The sequence below is a fragment of the Bartonella sp. AA83SXKL genome (assembly GCF_042196965.1).
Classification (GTDB): domain Bacteria; phylum Pseudomonadota; class Alphaproteobacteria; order Rhizobiales; family Rhizobiaceae; genus Bartonella.
Genome location: NZ_JBHIRG010000011.1, coordinates 12,865 through 29,228 on the forward strand (window position 1 = coordinate 12,865; position 16,364 = coordinate 29,228).

Sequence of the window (16,364 nt, forward strand, 5' to 3'; positions counted from 1 at the left end):
TTTCTATTTATTATTTTTTTCCAAAAAAATGCAACAGCCAAGTTGATAAAGTGCTTGGTGCAAACTTTTATCTTCAATTCCTTCAAGCATTTTTTCCACGCATTTTTTGTCTTGTTCACTCAAAGGCGGTTTTAGAGGCAAGTGATTCATAAAAACCGACATACTCCTTTGCTCAATCTTGATGCGATCAATAGCAATATAGCCAAAAAATCCGTTAATTCTATGAAGTAATTCCTCTGTTTCATGCATCAATTTTAACGCAGCAAATCCTTCACATGCGACAACAAGTGTTGCTGGCTGAAAAACTTCATCTTGATCTGCACGACGTTTCCAAATAATTTTAAGCGGCATTGTATGTTCACTGATATCATAGCCCGCAATTTGTGGCCAATGTTCTATAAGCGCTACATTAAGCCCTGTCCGTTTGCGTAAAACTGGATCAAGTATTTTGTATACCGTCTCAGAAAGAGAATAAAAGATACGTTTTTTAAGTTGTTTTCTCATTTTTAGATCATTGTTCAACCGCTTACTAAATTAAAATCATTTGTTTCATCTAAAAATTGTTGCCTCCTCAATTTATGAAATATCAACAAAATAAATAATTTTTTCTTTTGCATTTTATATCTCCCTATGCTTGAAAGCAATCATGTATGAAATTTCTTCGCACCTCCTTGCTTGGTACGATCAAAATCACAGACATCTTCCGTGGCGGATTACCCCAGAAAAGCAAAAACAAGGTATCCGTCCTGATCCTTATCAAGTTTGGCTTTCTGAAATCATGCTTCAACAAACAACCGTTGAAACAGTTAAGCCTTATTTTAAAAAGTTTCTAAAACTATGGCCTGATCTTTCCTCTTTAGCAAAAGCCTCACAAGATGATATCATGAAAGCATGGGCTGGACTTGGTTATTATTCACGCGCACGTAATCTTAAAAAATGTGCGCGACAGCTTGTTGAAAACTACGCGGGACAATTTCCACAATCTGTAAAAGAATTGCGAACTCTAGCCGGTATTGGAGATTATACTGCCGCAGCCATTGCTGCGATTGCTTTTAACCACCCTGTAGCAGTGGTTGATGGTAATGTCGAACGTGTGGTAGCGCGACTTTTTGCTATCACTTCAATATTGCAAAAAGCAAAAGTTGAAATTAAAGAAAAAACACAAAAAATTACTGCTTTAAATCGTCCTGGTGACTTTGCTCAAGCAATGATGGATTTGGGAGCAACAATTTGTACTCCACGCAAACCATCTTGTTATACCTGCCCTCTTCAATGTTTATGCAAAGCAGAAAAGATGCAACAAACGGAGTCTTTTCCAGTTAAAGCCCCTAAAAAAGAACGCCCTTCAAAAACAGGTATTGCTTTTGTGGTCCTTAATAAAAAGAAACAAATTTATTTGGAAAAACGACAGACGCAAAAGCTCCTTGGTGGAATGACCCAAATTCCTAACAATATTGGCATAAACAACGAAAATGGGCTCCAAAATGCACCCTTTACTGCCAATTGGCAATTCAAAGGACAAATTACGCATGTTTTTACTCACTTTTCTCTAAAACTCGATGTTTACTATACTGAGAATGTTCATGAAATGAATTATGAAAATGGTTGGTGGTGTAACATTCAACATCTTGCCGAAGAAGCACTACCTACTGTTATGAAAAAAGCCATTTCCGTAGCACTGCCCAATTCTTTCAGATTTAAATAACCTTCCCTATTCATAAAAATGTTTTCTAATGGAGACTTTTGTATCTCTAGCGATCATTTATTAATCTGTAAAAGAAAAATTTTAAAAAATGAAATAACCAATTTTTTCTACAGACAAAAATTAAGGAGGGATAGAAACGCTTAGAAGCTTTAGATTTAAATTTCAGGATCTATCCTTTTTTGCTTATGAAGGAGCAAGTCAGCACCATCATTATATTTACCAGCCTCCTACAACAACCCTTGGCACTTGAAACGGTTCATAAAAGGTACTTTTTAATTCTTTCTTTAACAATTTTATTCACACGCCACCCCCGCTTATGACATGCAAGCAAGTAAATTTTATTGATTCAATATGAAACAGGTCTGAAATAAGAAAATTTGACGATATTCGGGGAGGACGTCAATATGAATAACGCTAAATTAGCTTGATAAACCAATACATCTTACGCACTTTACAGATGTACGTATTCAAAAACGCACTTAATTTTGAACTTCTGAATGAACCTTTTAATTCTGATATTTCATTTTTATAAGCTTATATTGAAATTTTACTGTTTTGGAACTAAAATCAGAACATAGAGTGAAAATTTCTCATTTTAATTTCTTCTAAAAGAAGCATAAAAATACTCGCTTGCCGCTTATAAGCGAGATTAGTGTTTTAATAAAAAACATCTAAGAAAGGCAAAAACACCCTCCCGTCCATCTCAATCAAGATCAGGTACATTGATGATCACTCTAGAATGAAGCGATCAGCTTAGTTCATAAAACACCCGTTTTTAACATTTGTGAACGTATGATCATTCTTAAATGATCTATGGACTTCAACCGTCCATTTTCCTCATAATACCAAAAGGTCCAACCATTACAACTCTGCGAATCTTGAGCCTTTCTTCCCATTGCGTGAATTGAGCCCGCTTCACCACCATGCATAATCGTACCATCAGCTCTTACAATAGCAGATACTTGCTTCTTACGATCATACAGAACTTCTCCAGGATAGAGTAAACCTGCTTCAAGCAAACTGTTGAATGCTACGCGTGGTTCTGCTTTTTTTCTATCCAAAATCGCTAGTTCTGGTTGCGCTAAAGGTTGAACCGCTGCAATTCTCTCACATGCTGCATCGATGTAATCTTGCTCGCGTTCAATCCCAACAAAATCACGCCCTAAAAGCTTGGCAACAGCACCTGTTGTTCCCGAACCAAAAAACGGATCGAGAATAACATCTCCAGGTTTACTAGAAGCCATAATAATACGCGCTAATAACGCTTGCGGTTTTTGTGTTGGATGTAATTTACGCCCTGAATCATCTTTTAAACGTTCAGCTCCAGTGCAGAGAGGGAAAAGCCAATCTGAACGCATTTGTAGATCTTCATTTGCCGCTTTTAAGGCATCATAATTAAATGTGTACTTTTTATCTTTTTGATCTCGCACAGCCCAAATAAGCGTCTCATGAGCATTTTGAAAACGGCGCCCTCGAAAATTAGGCATCGGATTATTCTTGCGCCAAATAATATCATTAAGCATCCAAAAACCTAAATCTTGTAATGCCGTCCCAACTCGAAAAATATTATGGTAAGATCCGATAACCCAAAGTGTTCCGTTGGGTTTTAATACACGACGACAAGCAAGCAACCATGCACGAGTAAAAGCATCATAAGCAGCAAAACTCTCAAACTGATCCCATGCATCATCAACCGCATCAACAAGCGAATAATCTGGACGATATAAAGCTCCGTCCAATTGCAAATTATAGGGTGGATCCGCAAAAATCATATCAACGGAATGTTTTGGAAGTTTTTCTAGAACGGAAACACAATCTCCTTTAAAAATTTTATTGCGCCATGGCATCTGTGAGGGAGTACGAAGAAAATCTTTTTGAAGCTGAATAACTGTCATGAAAAACCCAACAAAATTAACTGAATTTGCCCTATAATCAACCAAAATAGTTTATAGGCCCGCATTACCAATCCATATTTACAAAATAGCGTAAACGTATCGTTAAAGTTCTACAAAATTGATAATTGTTTTTGTTTTTTTAAGTAAAAAAACTTTCATATGAATGAAACCTTATTTTTCTTTTTTTCAATGTACTGTTCCCATATCTTTTATTTCGTAAAAGAATTAAGAATCATTTTCAAAGCGTATTTTTATGAAATAAGATCCTCTCAATATCGTTTTCATGAAAGTTGTCCATCTCGTAACATGTAAAGGAATATCTTATGCCTCAGATAGATCTTATTATTTTTGATTGTGACGGAGTTCTCGTCGACTCTGAATATCTTGCAGCAAAAATTGGATCTCAATTGCTCAAACAAACAGGATATGAAATATCACCCGAAGAATTGAGTGAGCGTTTTGCAGGGCTTATTTTTCGCGATATTCTTAAACACGTTGAACAGGAAACAGAAAAACCTATTTCCGCTCATCTCATAGATCAGATGACTAATATTTTTCGTACACAAATAAAAACTAAATTACGGGCTATTGATGATGTAAGAGAAGCCATAGAAATTATTCAAACACGCTATCCCTACTGTATCTGCTCTAATGCAAAAAGCGTAGATATAAAAGAGATGCTCACCACGGTTGATCTCTATGACCTTTTTGAAGGTAAAATATTTTCAGCACCTGAAGTTGGAACAAAAAGAACGAAACCGGCCCCTGATGTTTTCCTTTTTGCCGCACAACAATTACAGGCAGAGCCCCAAAACACTATCGTTATAGAAGATTCCCTTCATGGTGTACACGCAGCGACAGCAGCAGGCATGCGTGTCATCGGCTTTACGGGAGGATCACATAGCTATCTTGGCCACTCTAATGCACTTGCAGAAGCTGGTGCAGAAACAGTTATCGCAAAACATGCTCATTTAGGAGAAGTCTTAGAAGCAATGGCAGTATGGAGGGATCTATTATAAAAAATCTCTTGAATATATTAGTTTGTAAACTCTTATGTAAGAAGCATTTTTACTCAAATTCCCTTCTCTTCTCGTTGCTTCTTTTATAATAACTTCAATAAATGCGTAATTCACGATACGGGTGAATTGCATTTCAATGTGAAGGAAAAAATATAGCACCTCGTTGAGCAATCAATAAGTCAGTTAACCATTGCACGCGCTTTAAAAAAGCAAACAACAGGGAGGAAAACTCATAAAAATCAAACCCTGCTTATCTATCTCAAATCCGATATCTCACTCCCAACCTCAGCAGCCCATCCTGATAAGTTATTATATTTTTCAAAAAAGGAATATGACGATGCCCTGCTCGATAAGATGTGAAAATTGCTAGCCTCTTCCATCTGATCAAAAAAATCACACACTATGGTAAAATTTTAGAGTATGTGCGTATTGGTCATGGAAAGCATATTAAAATTCGCGGAATCTATGGAATACAAGAGTTTATTGAAAACAACAAAAGCGTCCTTGTTGAGTTAGAAGGACTTATATTTACTCAATCCAAATCTCATAAACTTGTTGAAGGCTTATTTACTTTGCTGCTTAAACAGTATTTTAACAGCTTCAATCGGTACAACCTTCCTAAGATTACAAAAAACAAAAAGAATACATTCTTATAAAGATTTGCGTTTTATAAAAAACATTTCATACCAAGTAATTTACAGACAATATATTGATTTATAATCATAATTTATCATTATTCAAATTAAGCAAAAAAACCGAATATTGTAAGATTCTCTCATTTCAAATCTGGATATGCTGAATTAAATAAATAAAGAAATAAAAATGCCTTTTAATGAATCATCTTAAAAGGCAAAAATTATAGCAACATTAGGAGCGAGAAAAGTGTATGGCAATGCCATCTTTCTTCTTTATAAACGTCAAAAATTCTGATGCCCTAAGAATTTTATATTATGAGGGCTTTATCATCATATCTATCATTGCAAAATAGGCTTGAGTACCTTGAGAACGGTTTCTTTAAAAAAGCACATAAATATGAAACATATAATCATGTTAAACAAGCTACAGAGATACCAATAGTTGCTTAAAATTTTCCGAAAGCACTTAATAGCCTTTTTAAATAAGCAATGAAATCAGATCTTTTCAAAAGTAATCCACTTTCTAAAAATAAAAGCGGCTTTTCAGTTTGGAAAAAAGAAAGTGTTGAAAATATTATCTAATGCTGATCTTTCGGCACTCATAAATATGTCTAAATTATATTCTTCTATACACCGCCTTCCATCATAGTAATATGCTGTTCACATTGGCGAGAAAAAGATAATATCATTTATCTCTATCCAATTCGAGCTCTACTTTATACTATGAGAAAATTGTACATTTTTTAGTATCTATAACATATTATTATCTATAAGATAAATGTATATATTTAATAGTAAATTAAGAATTATTATTCTTCTATCACGATGCAATTAAATAACAATTGAATAATAACTTAAATAATATCTATATAACACACATTATACAATAATGACTATCTATAATAAATACTATAAATAATAAAATTTTATCGTGTCTTTTCATATTTTAATTGTTAATAATATTTTTATAGCTACATCATAATTTTCATGTTTTCTATTATACTATCGATAATAAATAAATTTTTATATATTTAATATGTAAAAATTTTGATCAATTTTATTATCTATAAATGTATTTAAAAAATATATTAATATCGTTTTATAAAAATTATACGATAACCATATGTTGTTTTATATATAACACATAATAAAATATTGTATAAAGTTTTTAAAAATATAATTTTTAATTATTACTGTTACTTTTTTACAATAATGTTTATAAAAAAATTATAGGTATATTTTTATATGTATTTTTATTATTGACTAAAAATACATATTGAACTATATGGATTGTATATAGTGTGAGATACATAAACATTATGTATATTTCTTACATATATAAATTAAAAATATTTGAGGTAAAGTTATGGTAAAAGTATTTAAAAATTATATCTTAAGCATTTTTATAGCGAGCACTTTTTTTATTTCACAAACTGTAAATGTTAATGCAAACTATTTGAAAAACGATACTCCAAAAGAGGAACTTTCTGTTTTCCCAATGGAACAAGTAAAATATGCGAAATCCGATGTAGTTTCTACGACTGCTTTCTATGCTCCGTCTGTAAATTATCAAACAGAACATGGAACAATAGGTGAAGGAAAATTTGAAAAGGTCGTTGGGCCTATGACTATAGGAATGGGACTATTGTACGCTGGATATGCAATAAGTTTTATAGGATCGATAATAAGTTGGATAAAGGACATAGTATTGATGTTCAAGTAATTCAACATATTGTAGAAATATAGAATATATAGCTTCATTATTTTATTATTAATTATTATAAATTTATTACATAATGAAGATTCTATTTCTCTTATTATAACTATAAGTTATGTAAATTACATACAAAAATCTAAAATATAATTTTACACATATATATATATATATATATACTGAATACTATAAAGTATTTGAGGTAAATGATGATTAAATTTTTTAACAATCATATGTTAATTATTTCTATGATATCTGTTTTTTACATTTCACAGACTGTAAGTGTACATGCCAACTACTTGCAAAACAATATTCATCGTGAGAATAGTTTTATTTCTTTAACAGAACAGAACAGAAAGGATGCAATCAGTACGGTTTCTCTCTATACACAAAATCTAAATCGTGGTATGAAAAATGAAATTACCATCGAAGGAAAATTTGAAAAAATCGTTGAACCTCTTACACTCGGGACTTTCGGTATTGGGATGGTTCTTGGTTATGCATCAAGTACGGTAGGTATGTTTTTAGGATGGATAATAAGTAAAATAATATTGTATTTTAAATCTCGTTAAAATTGAAATTTCATCAGAATAAGACCTTCTCATATGAAATATAAACTATGAACATATTCTGTGTTTATCCATTGTTGATGACAAAAACTAATGAATTACCACACTAAGAGTGAAAAAAGCTTTAAATGCTTCTGTTTCTCTCAATGTGCACTAATTCTGCCGATGCATCTATTCAATTCAGATTAAAATAAAAGTATTGGTGGTAAACTATGATTAAAGTATTGAAAACTTACGTATTAAATATTTTTATAGCAGTTGCTTTTTTGCTTTCACAAGTTATAAATGTTCATGCCAATCATTTGAAAAATGATACTCAATGGGAAACTGTCTCTCTAATAGAACAAGGAAAGAAAAAAACTATCGATATAGCTGCTCTTTATGTCCCAAGTTTCACTCATAGAGCAAAAAGTGAATCTGCCTTTGAAGGAAAATTTGAGAAAGTATTTGAACCCATTACGCTAGGAGTTTTTTCTACAATGGGAGCTTTGGGTTTTGGATTTTTAACCGGATCTGTTATGGCCATATTTAGTGCGATAATCGGATGGGCAATAGGAAAAATTAAAGGCAAATAATTCAAAGATACTTAGTTATTTTTTTCTATTTAAAATGAAAATACTTTACAGCCTGCTTCCCATCATTTAGCAGGCTGTTGTATGTTTTCTATGGATAAACTTTAGGTTACCATACTGTATAGCACAAATATAATATCTATTATTATACAAAGTGATAAATTAAGCTAAAAAAGATTATTCAAAGTATAGATTTGCGCACGAAATGCCATAAATTTACCTTATAAATCTTCCAATGTGAGTTCTGAGGTGTATCATTTTAACATTCAGTTCAGCAGATTTAATTGTTACAAAGTATTAAGAGCATAAAATAACTATAAATGATTGAGTTTTATACAAAAGTTCTTCAGTAAATGCCATTCTATCTATTTAATTGTATTATTTAAGAAGGTGTACAAATGAAGATACGTTGTAAAATTTAAGTGAATGAATAATAGAGAGAAAATTTTCGACTGTAAAAGATTTTCTGTGAACATTTGGCGTTTATATCTCAAAAATAAAAATGCTTAAGGCTATTTCCTTTCATTATTGAGTTAAAAAGAAGAAAAGAAGCTCTATCCATTTAATAATTTAAATATTATGAAAAACGTGAAATAAATAACTTCACCAATTTGCCAGAAATAAAAAAAGGATAAGACTTATGGAATATATCAGCACGAGAGGTGAAGCTCCTGCTTTAAGCTTTACGGAAACAATCATGACAGGGTTGGCGAGTGATGGTGGACTTTATCTTCCAGATAAATTTCCGCAATTATCATTTGATGCGTTACGAGCACTTCGTGGTCAGTCCTATACAACAATTGCTAAAACTATTCTGTGGCCCTTTGTGAATAACGAAATCGAATATACAGCTTTTGAAAATATGATCGCTGAATCTTATGCAACCTTTCACCATCCAGCAATCTGTCCGTTACGACAAACTGGAGCAGATGAATTTATCCTTGAACTCTTTCATGGTCCTACTTTAGCTTTTAAAGATGTAGCAATGCAGTTTCTTTCTCGACTGATGGATTATGTTTTGACTAAAAAAAATAGATGTGCAACGATTATTGCTGCAACATCAGGTGATACAGGAGGAGCTGCCATACAAGCTTTTGCTGGAAAAGAACACTCAGATATTTTTATTTTATTTCCTAAAGGACGTGTATCACCTGTTCAACAACGGCAAATGACAACCAATCAATGTTCCAATGTTCATGCCATTGCCATTGAAGGAAATTTTGATGATTGCCAAGCTCTTGTCAAAGCAATGTTTAATGATCATAATTTTCGTAAAAAAACAGCGCTTTCAGGTGTTAATTCTATAAATTGGGCGCGTATCATGGCGCAAATTGTTTACTATTTTTCATCAGCTCTTTCCTTAGGAGCACCTGATAGAGCTGTTTCATTTACTGTTCCTACTGGAAATTTTGGTGATATTTTTGCAGGTTATGTCGCAGCCCGTATGGGATTACCCATTGCTCAACTGGTCATCGCAACGAATGATAACGACATCCTTGTACGTACATTGACCAGTGGTACTTACAAAACAAAACCAATAGTCCATACAACATCACCTTCTATGGATATTCAGGTCTCTTCTAATTTTGAACGTTTGCTCTTTGAAAGTGGCAATCGTGATCCAATGTGGATTCGCAATGCAATGGAAAACTTGAAAAAAACGGGTCTCTTTACTCTTGATGAAAAGCAACTCAAAAATATTCGTTCCCTATTTTCCGCTGGGAAAAGCAACATGGCTGCAACAGCTCAAAAAATTGATAGTGTCTATAAGGAAAGTGGCTATCTTGTTGATCCACATACAGCGGTCGCTCTTCAAGTAGCGCGTGAAAACAAAAAACCGCATATTCCAATGATCGTTCTTGCCACGGCTCATCCAGCTAAATTTCCTGATACTATTAAAAGCGCTTGTGGCCTTCATGCTCCATGGCCATCTCATCTCAATGATGTAATGAAACACGAAGAGCATTTTATAAATCTTGCTAATGATGAAAAAATAGTAAAAGATTATATTTCTTTAAAATCGCGTGCATCTTATTAAAGTTAGCTGCATTAATTTAAATCAAGAAGATTCTGATACCCTTACAATGAGGTATTTAGCTTATTTAATGGAGTTGTAAATACATGGATGTAGATATCTGTCGCCTAAATAATGGTTTGACTATCGCCACACATACAATGCAACAAATTGATAGTGTTGCCCTCGGAATATGGGTTAAAGTGGGCTCACGCAATGAAACCTCCACACAGCATGGTATTGCTCATCTTCTTGAGCATATGGCTTTTAAAGGAACCGAAAACCGTACTGCTTTTCAAATTGCAACCGATATTGAAGATGTTGGCGGTGAAATCAATGCTACAACCAGTATTGAAACAACAGCTTACTTTGCACGTGTACTTAAAAGCGATATCCCACTTGCTATAGACATTTTAGCCGATATTTTAATGCATTCAAAATTTGACGACGATGAACTAGAACGAGAAAAACAAGTAATCTTTCAGGAAATTGGTGCTGCCCATGACACTCCTGATGATATTGTTTTTGATCACTTTACAGAAACAGCCTTTCGTCATCAATCCCTTGGACGCTCTATTTTAGGAACAGCTAAAACTATTCAATCATTTACATCTACTGATCTCCATGATTTCATCAATAAACAATATAGTGCAGATCGTATGATTGTCGTTGCTGCAGGAGCTGTAAAGCACGAAAGTTTCTTGCGAGAAGTTGAAAGTCGTCTTGGTACTTTTCGCTCCCATTCAACCGCACCTCTTACTAATCTTGCAAATTATGTCGGTGGCGACTTTCGTGAATATCGCGATTTAATGGATACACAAGTTGTTCTAGGGTTTGAAGGGCGTGCTTATCACGCGCGTGATTTTTATGCGGCCCAAATTCTTTCAATCATTCTTGGTGGTGGTATGTCTTCACGTCTTTTTCAAGAGGTAAGAGAGAAACGTGGATTATGCTATTCTATTTATGCTTTTCATTGGGGATTTTCAGATACTGGGCTTTTTGGTGTTCACGCAGCTACCGGACAAGAAGGGCTCAAAGAACTTATTCCTGTGATTCTTGATGAACTTTCCAAGGTCAGCAAAAATATTCACGCTAACGAACTGCAACGAGCACAAACGCAATATCGTGCAAATCTAACAATGTCACAAGAAAATCCCTCTAGTCAAGCACATCTCATTGCTCGCCAAATACTCCTTTATGGTCGACCAATTCCAATATCGGAAACAATTGAACGCCTCAATCTCATCACTCCTAAAAGATTAACTGATTTAGCACATCGTCTTTTTACAAACTCCACTCCAACACTAACTGCTGTCGGACCTGTAGGCCCCCTCATAAATTTTGATGATTTAACGTCAACTCTTTCATACAAGCTAAAGTAAAAACTTCTTTTTAAAGCAGCATCACAATAACGTCACATATTTTATCATAAAATTTACCACAAAAGCTCTCCTCATTAAATAAGTTTTGGAAATATTGGGCAAAGAGGTGTACAAAACTACCCAATTCATACTTCATGTGATAAAGATTCTAATAAGTGAAGGTATATCCGTGAAATCTGAAAATTCATGGTTTAACTTTGCCCTTTTAAAATATAAAACTTCATTCGCTTCAGGTTCCATTGAAGCAAATGGGTGTGTGGTCTATTTGTATATAAAATCACATAACTTAAGAAAAAGTGATAACAATTTATTATGTAAATAAATTATAAAAGGTGGACGTTTTTTCTCAAAAGTCGAAATGAAAATTAAACATCCTAAAATATTGAGAGTGGGACATTGTGAAGAGTTTGCGTAAAATAATTGACATCATTTTCATTGTAGTCGTTAGTTCTCTTGTCCATCTTACATCAGCACAAGCAATTGAACCAGTTAAAATTTCTTCTCAAGATGCTGCTCTTGATCTCTCAAAAGCAATTGAAATTCACCATACAAACAACTCTATTTTTCAAACAAGTACAGCACCAGGACCAGATGGTATTGTATGGCGTATTGAAGTGCAGGCAAAAAATGAAAAATTTTCCGGAAATTGGGCAGTTTTTTCTCTTGCAAATCCAACAGATGAACAAGTTGATCGTCTCATCGTTGCCCCCCATTACCGCATGGCACGTTCTGGATTTTTTTGGCCAGACCTTGGATCATCAAGGATTCAATCCATAACGCCAAGCGAAGGTTTTTCCCTCGATCGTCAACTTAGTGCAAACTCTGATATCTTTCGTATTACCCTTAACCCTGGTGCTGTTATTACATTTGTTGCCGAACTTAACTCTGCAAATCTACCGCAAATCTATTTATGGCAACCTGAAGCTTATAAAGATGCAATTAATTCTTATACGCTTTATCATGGTATTCTTCTTGGGATATCAGGTCTCTTAGCGCTTTTGTTAACTGTTCTCTTCGTCGTCCGTGGAACAGGGCTGTTTCCTGCAACAGCGGCAGTTGCTTGGGCAGTGCTTTTTTATATTGGTATTGACTTCAACTTTTTAAATAAATTCTTTGCAGTTACACTCACAACCCAACCAATCTGGCGTGCTGGTACAGAAGTAGCACTTACTGCTACACTCTTCATTTTTCTTTTTACCTATCTCAGCCTTAACCGCTGGCATTATCATTTTAGTTACGGTGCTATCGCTTGGACCATTGCGTTTTGCAGTCTAGGAGCCTTTGCTATTTATGATCCCATCAGAGCAGCTGGAATTGCGCGTTTGTCTTTTGGCCTTACCGCTGTGCTTGGTATAATATTAATCATCTATTTCTCAATCAGAAGCTATGACCGCGCCATTATGCTTATTCCAACATGGTTGCTCGTTAGCTTTTGGTGCGTTGGAGCCTATGCCTGCATAGCTGGACATTTAAACAATGATATTATCCAGCCAGCATTAGCGGGGGGATTAGTGCTCATTGTTCTTCTCATAAGCTTTACTGTCCTGCAACAAACTTTTTCTAATGATGCTTTCCATGAAGGAATATTTTCCGACCTTGAACAACAAGTACTCGCAGCAAAGGGAGCTGGAAATATTATTTGGGATTGGAATATTGAGCGTGACCGTATTGTTGTACATCCAAACATGGCAACCCTTTTTGGTACTGAAATTCATAACCTCAATGGACCTATGCGCAACTGGATTTCAGCCTTGCACCATGATGATCGTGAACGCTTTCAAGCCGTATTGGATATCATTCTTAAAAATAAAAAAGGGCGCATTGATCAAATTTTTCGGCTTTCTTCCGGTGGTGGTTATTATCATTGGTTTTCTCTTCGTGCACGTCCGGCTATGCAAAAAGATGGAAAAATCACACGTGTTATTGGAACCATTGTCAATATTACTAACCATAAAAAATCCGAAGAACGCTTATTGCATGATGCAATCCACGACAGCTTAACTGGACTTCCTAACCAACAAATTTTCTTTGATAGACTACAAAATTATACCTCTTTAGCGAAAGCAAATATCAAAATTAGACCGACTGTCTTTATGATTGATTTTGACAATTTTCGCCAAATTAATCGTAAATTAGGCATAGCAGTTGGGGATACTGTACTGCTTATAATCGCACGTCGTTTAAATCGTCTCATTAACTTTCAAGACACCTTATCGCGTCTTTCAGCAGACCGCTTTGCAATTATTTTACTCAGTGAAACCGAACCACAAAAAATTGCAGCATTTGCAGATCATTTGCACAAAACAATTTCAGCACCTATTTCACTTTCAGAAAATAAAATAATCCTTTCAACCTCTATCGGATTGGTTACATGGAGTGAAAGCCGATCGACGGCTAAAGATATTTTTAATGATAGTGAGTTAGCGATGATTCGCGCAAAACAAATGGGTGGGAACCATATTGAACCTTTTCGTCCTAATTTTCGCACTTTGGGTCTCGAACATAATACTCTGGAGAAAGATGTTCATTATGCCATAAAACGTAATGAGATGAAAATCCTCTACCATCCTATTCTTAATTTATCAGACGGACATATTATTGGTTTTGAAACAATTGTAGAATGGCATCATCCCACTTATGGAAATTTAAATGTCTCTGATTTCATAAAAATCGTAGAAAATGAACAAATTGTTATGGATTTGTCACAATTTATCATCGATAATGCCATTATTGATCTTATAAATGTACAAGAAAAGTTTTCCCAACAATCTTTCTTTATTTCAATTAATTTACCAAGCGCAGAAATGATTCATCCTCGTTTTATCAGTCAATTGCGTGCCGCTTTGCTTCGCCATCCGCTCCACAAAGGGCGTCTGATGATTGAAATATCTGAATTTGTCTTAAGAAATAATCCTGAACAATCAGCGCACTTTCTTGAACAAATTAAAACACTTGGAATGAATCTCGCACTCGATAATTTTGGAACAGGTTATTCGTCTCTGACCTATCTCGTACGTTATCCATTTGATATGGTTAAACTTGATCGTTCACTTATCTCAATCGACTCTCTTAAGAAGAAAATTGTTCTAAAGTCTATCATTAATATGGCAACAGATCTTAATTTGCAAATTATCGCAGAAGGTGTTGAAAATGAAAAAGAAGCAATCTTCCTCCGTCAAGAAGGCTGTAAATATGTTCAAAGTACACTTGTGACAAAACCGATTGCCATAGAAGAATTAATTACGCTCGTTCAGAGCCATTTCCCTTATAAAATAAAAACATAAGGGATAAAATAAAGTTAAAAAGCTTAGAAAAAACTCTACGCGTGTCCCATTTCAGAAGCAAGATAAGTTGGATCGATACCCATGCGTGTTAAACTTTTATCATATTTGCAGCTTAAATCGCTTTCAAAAAGAAAACTAGGTGATGTAGAACTGATTAGCCACCCATTTGTAGAAATTTCTGCCTCAAGTTGCCCCGCTTTCCATCCAGCATAGCCTAATGCGACCAGTGCATGTTGCGGACCTTGTTCGCAACTGATCGCTTTTAATATATCAATTGTCGCAGTAAAACAGATCTTATCTGCAATAAAAACAGTTTCTTCACAAGCATAATCATCTGAATGAAGAACAAAACCACGCGAAGGATCAACAGGACCACCATAGCGAACTGGAAACTGTTTTATTGGTTCAGAAAGACTTTTTTTTTGGCCACTGTCTATGATTCCTAAGTGAAGCAAAAGCTCCGGAAAATCAATATGATGCAATTGATTGAGAATGATGCCCATCGCACCGGCATCAGAATGCGCACAAATATAAATAACAGAACGAATAAAGCGTTTGTCATTCATCCCAGGCATTGCTATGAGTAATTGTCCACCTAAAAAGCCATTACACCGCTTCATTAATCTGTTATTCTCCATAATTTACATGATAAAAGTTTGTTCATTTAGCACACTAGGAAAATAAAACTCCAATGAAAAAAAGTTATATATTTACAAATTTACAAAATATCACAACTTTCTTTTATAAAAAGCTTTTAGTTACTTTAAGCTTAACATTCATAGTTTTAGAATTACTTAACATTCCTGTAAATGCTCAAACAGAACAAAAACTCCAGCTTTTCGCAACATCTTGGTATGAATCAGATGGTGGTCGTATCCGATTAGCGATCACTGAACCTTCTCTTTCTGGAATAAGAGAAGGCATTATTGAAATTGAGCTTAAACCAGGATGGAAAACTTACTGGCGTAATCCAGGTAATTCTGGCATGGCACCATTTTTTAATTTCAACCAACAGATTTCTTATGAAATCTTTTATCCTACTCCACAGCTTTTTGAAACAGAAAATGATTGGTCATTAGGTTATAAAGATAAAGTAATATTGCCCTTCAATCTTTCTAGTTCAAGCAAAAATTTAAGTGGTGCTTTCACTCTTGGATTATGTCACAAAATCTGTCTTCCATTTACTGTTAACTTTGATTTTTCGCCATCTGCTCTTAAAAATAAACAGCTTCCTGCTTCCTTCTTAAAAAAGGCGCAAGATTCTTTGCCACGCATGGCGCAGAATGCACTAAAAATAAGTGCCGAAAAAAATAACAGTACCCTTCTTATAAAAATACAAAATAATAACAAAACCACTCCTTCCTCTCTCTTTTTAGATGGAGGAGAAATGCAAATTGGAGCAGCAAGAAAAGTCAGTGATAACGCAGAATATACACTCTTTAATGCTCCACTCTATTTCGCACCAGAAGAAATAAACCAAAAAATTTTTTATACAGTTTCTTTTAAAGATCACGCCTTAAGTGGAACATTCATATTCCATACGCAGCCAACCCCTCTTGCGTCTCCGTGATAAAA

General features: G+C 34.4%; 12 protein-coding genes. 9 read left to right on the forward strand and 3 right to left on the reverse strand.

Features of this window, described 5'->3' with window-relative positions; translation table 11 throughout:
* Nucleotides 1-3 precede the first annotated feature (3 nt).
* Entirely contained in the window at nucleotides 4-504 is a 501-nt protein-coding gene (locus ACFINO_RS06500) for a DUF721 domain-containing protein (protein ID WP_375631604.1), read from the reverse strand.
* 142 nt (nucleotides 505-646) lie between these two features.
* Here ACFINO_RS06500 and mutY point away from each other — a divergent pair, with 142 nt between their 5' ends.
* Nucleotides 647-1,705 (forward strand): A/G-specific adenine glycosylase, encoded by a 1,059-nt coding sequence (mutY, locus tag ACFINO_RS06505; protein ID WP_375634248.1) that lies wholly within the window; start codon nucleotides 647-649, stop codon nucleotides 1,703-1,705.
* A 758-nt stretch (nucleotides 1,706-2,463) separates the two neighbouring features.
* Here mutY and ACFINO_RS06510 read toward each other — a convergent pair.
* Nucleotides 2,464-3,552, reverse strand: coding sequence for a site-specific DNA-methyltransferase (locus tag ACFINO_RS06510; protein WP_375655284.1), 1,089 nt, complete (start codon nucleotides 3,550-3,552; stop codon nucleotides 2,464-2,466).
* A gap of 371 nt (nucleotides 3,553-3,923) precedes the next feature.
* Here ACFINO_RS06510 and ACFINO_RS06515 point away from each other — a divergent pair, with 371 nt between their 5' ends.
* From ACFINO_RS06515 to ACFINO_RS06545, 7 genes are all read left to right on the forward strand, one after another.
* Nucleotides 3,924-4,619, forward strand: coding sequence for an HAD family hydrolase (locus tag ACFINO_RS06515; RefSeq protein ID WP_375634246.1), 696 nt, complete (start codon nucleotides 3,924-3,926; stop codon nucleotides 4,617-4,619).
* A 2,001-nt stretch (nucleotides 4,620-6,620) separates the two neighbouring features.
* Nucleotides 6,621-6,977: a hypothetical protein gene (locus tag ACFINO_RS06520; RefSeq protein WP_375640641.1), complete on the forward strand. Its 357-nt coding sequence runs from the start codon at nucleotides 6,621-6,623 to the stop codon at nucleotides 6,975-6,977.
* 197 nt (nucleotides 6,978-7,174) lie between these two features.
* Nucleotides 7,175-7,540, forward strand: coding sequence for a hypothetical protein (locus ACFINO_RS06525; RefSeq protein ID WP_375655273.1), 366 nt, complete (start codon nucleotides 7,175-7,177; stop codon nucleotides 7,538-7,540).
* A gap of 209 nt (nucleotides 7,541-7,749) precedes the next feature.
* Nucleotides 7,750-8,112 carry a hypothetical protein gene (locus ACFINO_RS06530; RefSeq protein ID WP_375634240.1) on the forward strand — a complete coding sequence of 121 codons (363 nt, stop codon included), beginning with the start codon at nucleotides 7,750-7,752 and terminating at the stop codon, nucleotides 8,110-8,112.
* Between the two features lie 637 nt (nucleotides 8,113-8,749).
* Nucleotides 8,750-10,147 (forward strand): threonine synthase, encoded by a 1,398-nt coding sequence (thrC, locus tag ACFINO_RS06535; protein WP_375618401.1) that lies wholly within the window; start codon nucleotides 8,750-8,752, stop codon nucleotides 10,145-10,147.
* Nucleotides 10,148-10,230: 83 nt separating this feature from the next.
* The gene (locus ACFINO_RS06540; protein ID WP_375618402.1) at nucleotides 10,231-11,505 is read left to right on the forward strand and encodes a M16 family metallopeptidase; all 1,275 of its coding nucleotides are present in this window, start codon (nucleotides 10,231-10,233) and stop codon (nucleotides 11,503-11,505) included.
* Nucleotides 11,506-11,903: 398 nt separating this feature from the next.
* Complete coding sequence (locus ACFINO_RS06545) at nucleotides 11,904-14,789, forward strand: EAL domain-containing protein (protein ID WP_375618403.1); 2,886 nt, start codon at nucleotides 11,904-11,906, stop codon at nucleotides 14,787-14,789.
* A 35-nt stretch (nucleotides 14,790-14,824) separates the two neighbouring features.
* Here ACFINO_RS06545 and ACFINO_RS06550 read toward each other — a convergent pair whose 3' ends face one another.
* Nucleotides 14,825-15,409, reverse strand: coding sequence for a YqgE/AlgH family protein (locus ACFINO_RS06550; RefSeq protein WP_375613019.1), 585 nt, complete (start codon nucleotides 15,407-15,409; stop codon nucleotides 14,825-14,827).
* A gap of 71 nt (nucleotides 15,410-15,480) precedes the next feature.
* Between ACFINO_RS06550 and ACFINO_RS06555 the strand changes: the two genes are divergently transcribed.
* Nucleotides 15,481-16,359 carry a protein-disulfide reductase DsbD domain-containing protein gene (locus ACFINO_RS06555; protein WP_375655274.1) on the forward strand — a complete coding sequence of 293 codons (879 nt, stop codon included), beginning with the start codon at nucleotides 15,481-15,483 and terminating at the stop codon, nucleotides 16,357-16,359.
* Nucleotides 16,360-16,364 lie beyond the last annotated feature (5 nt).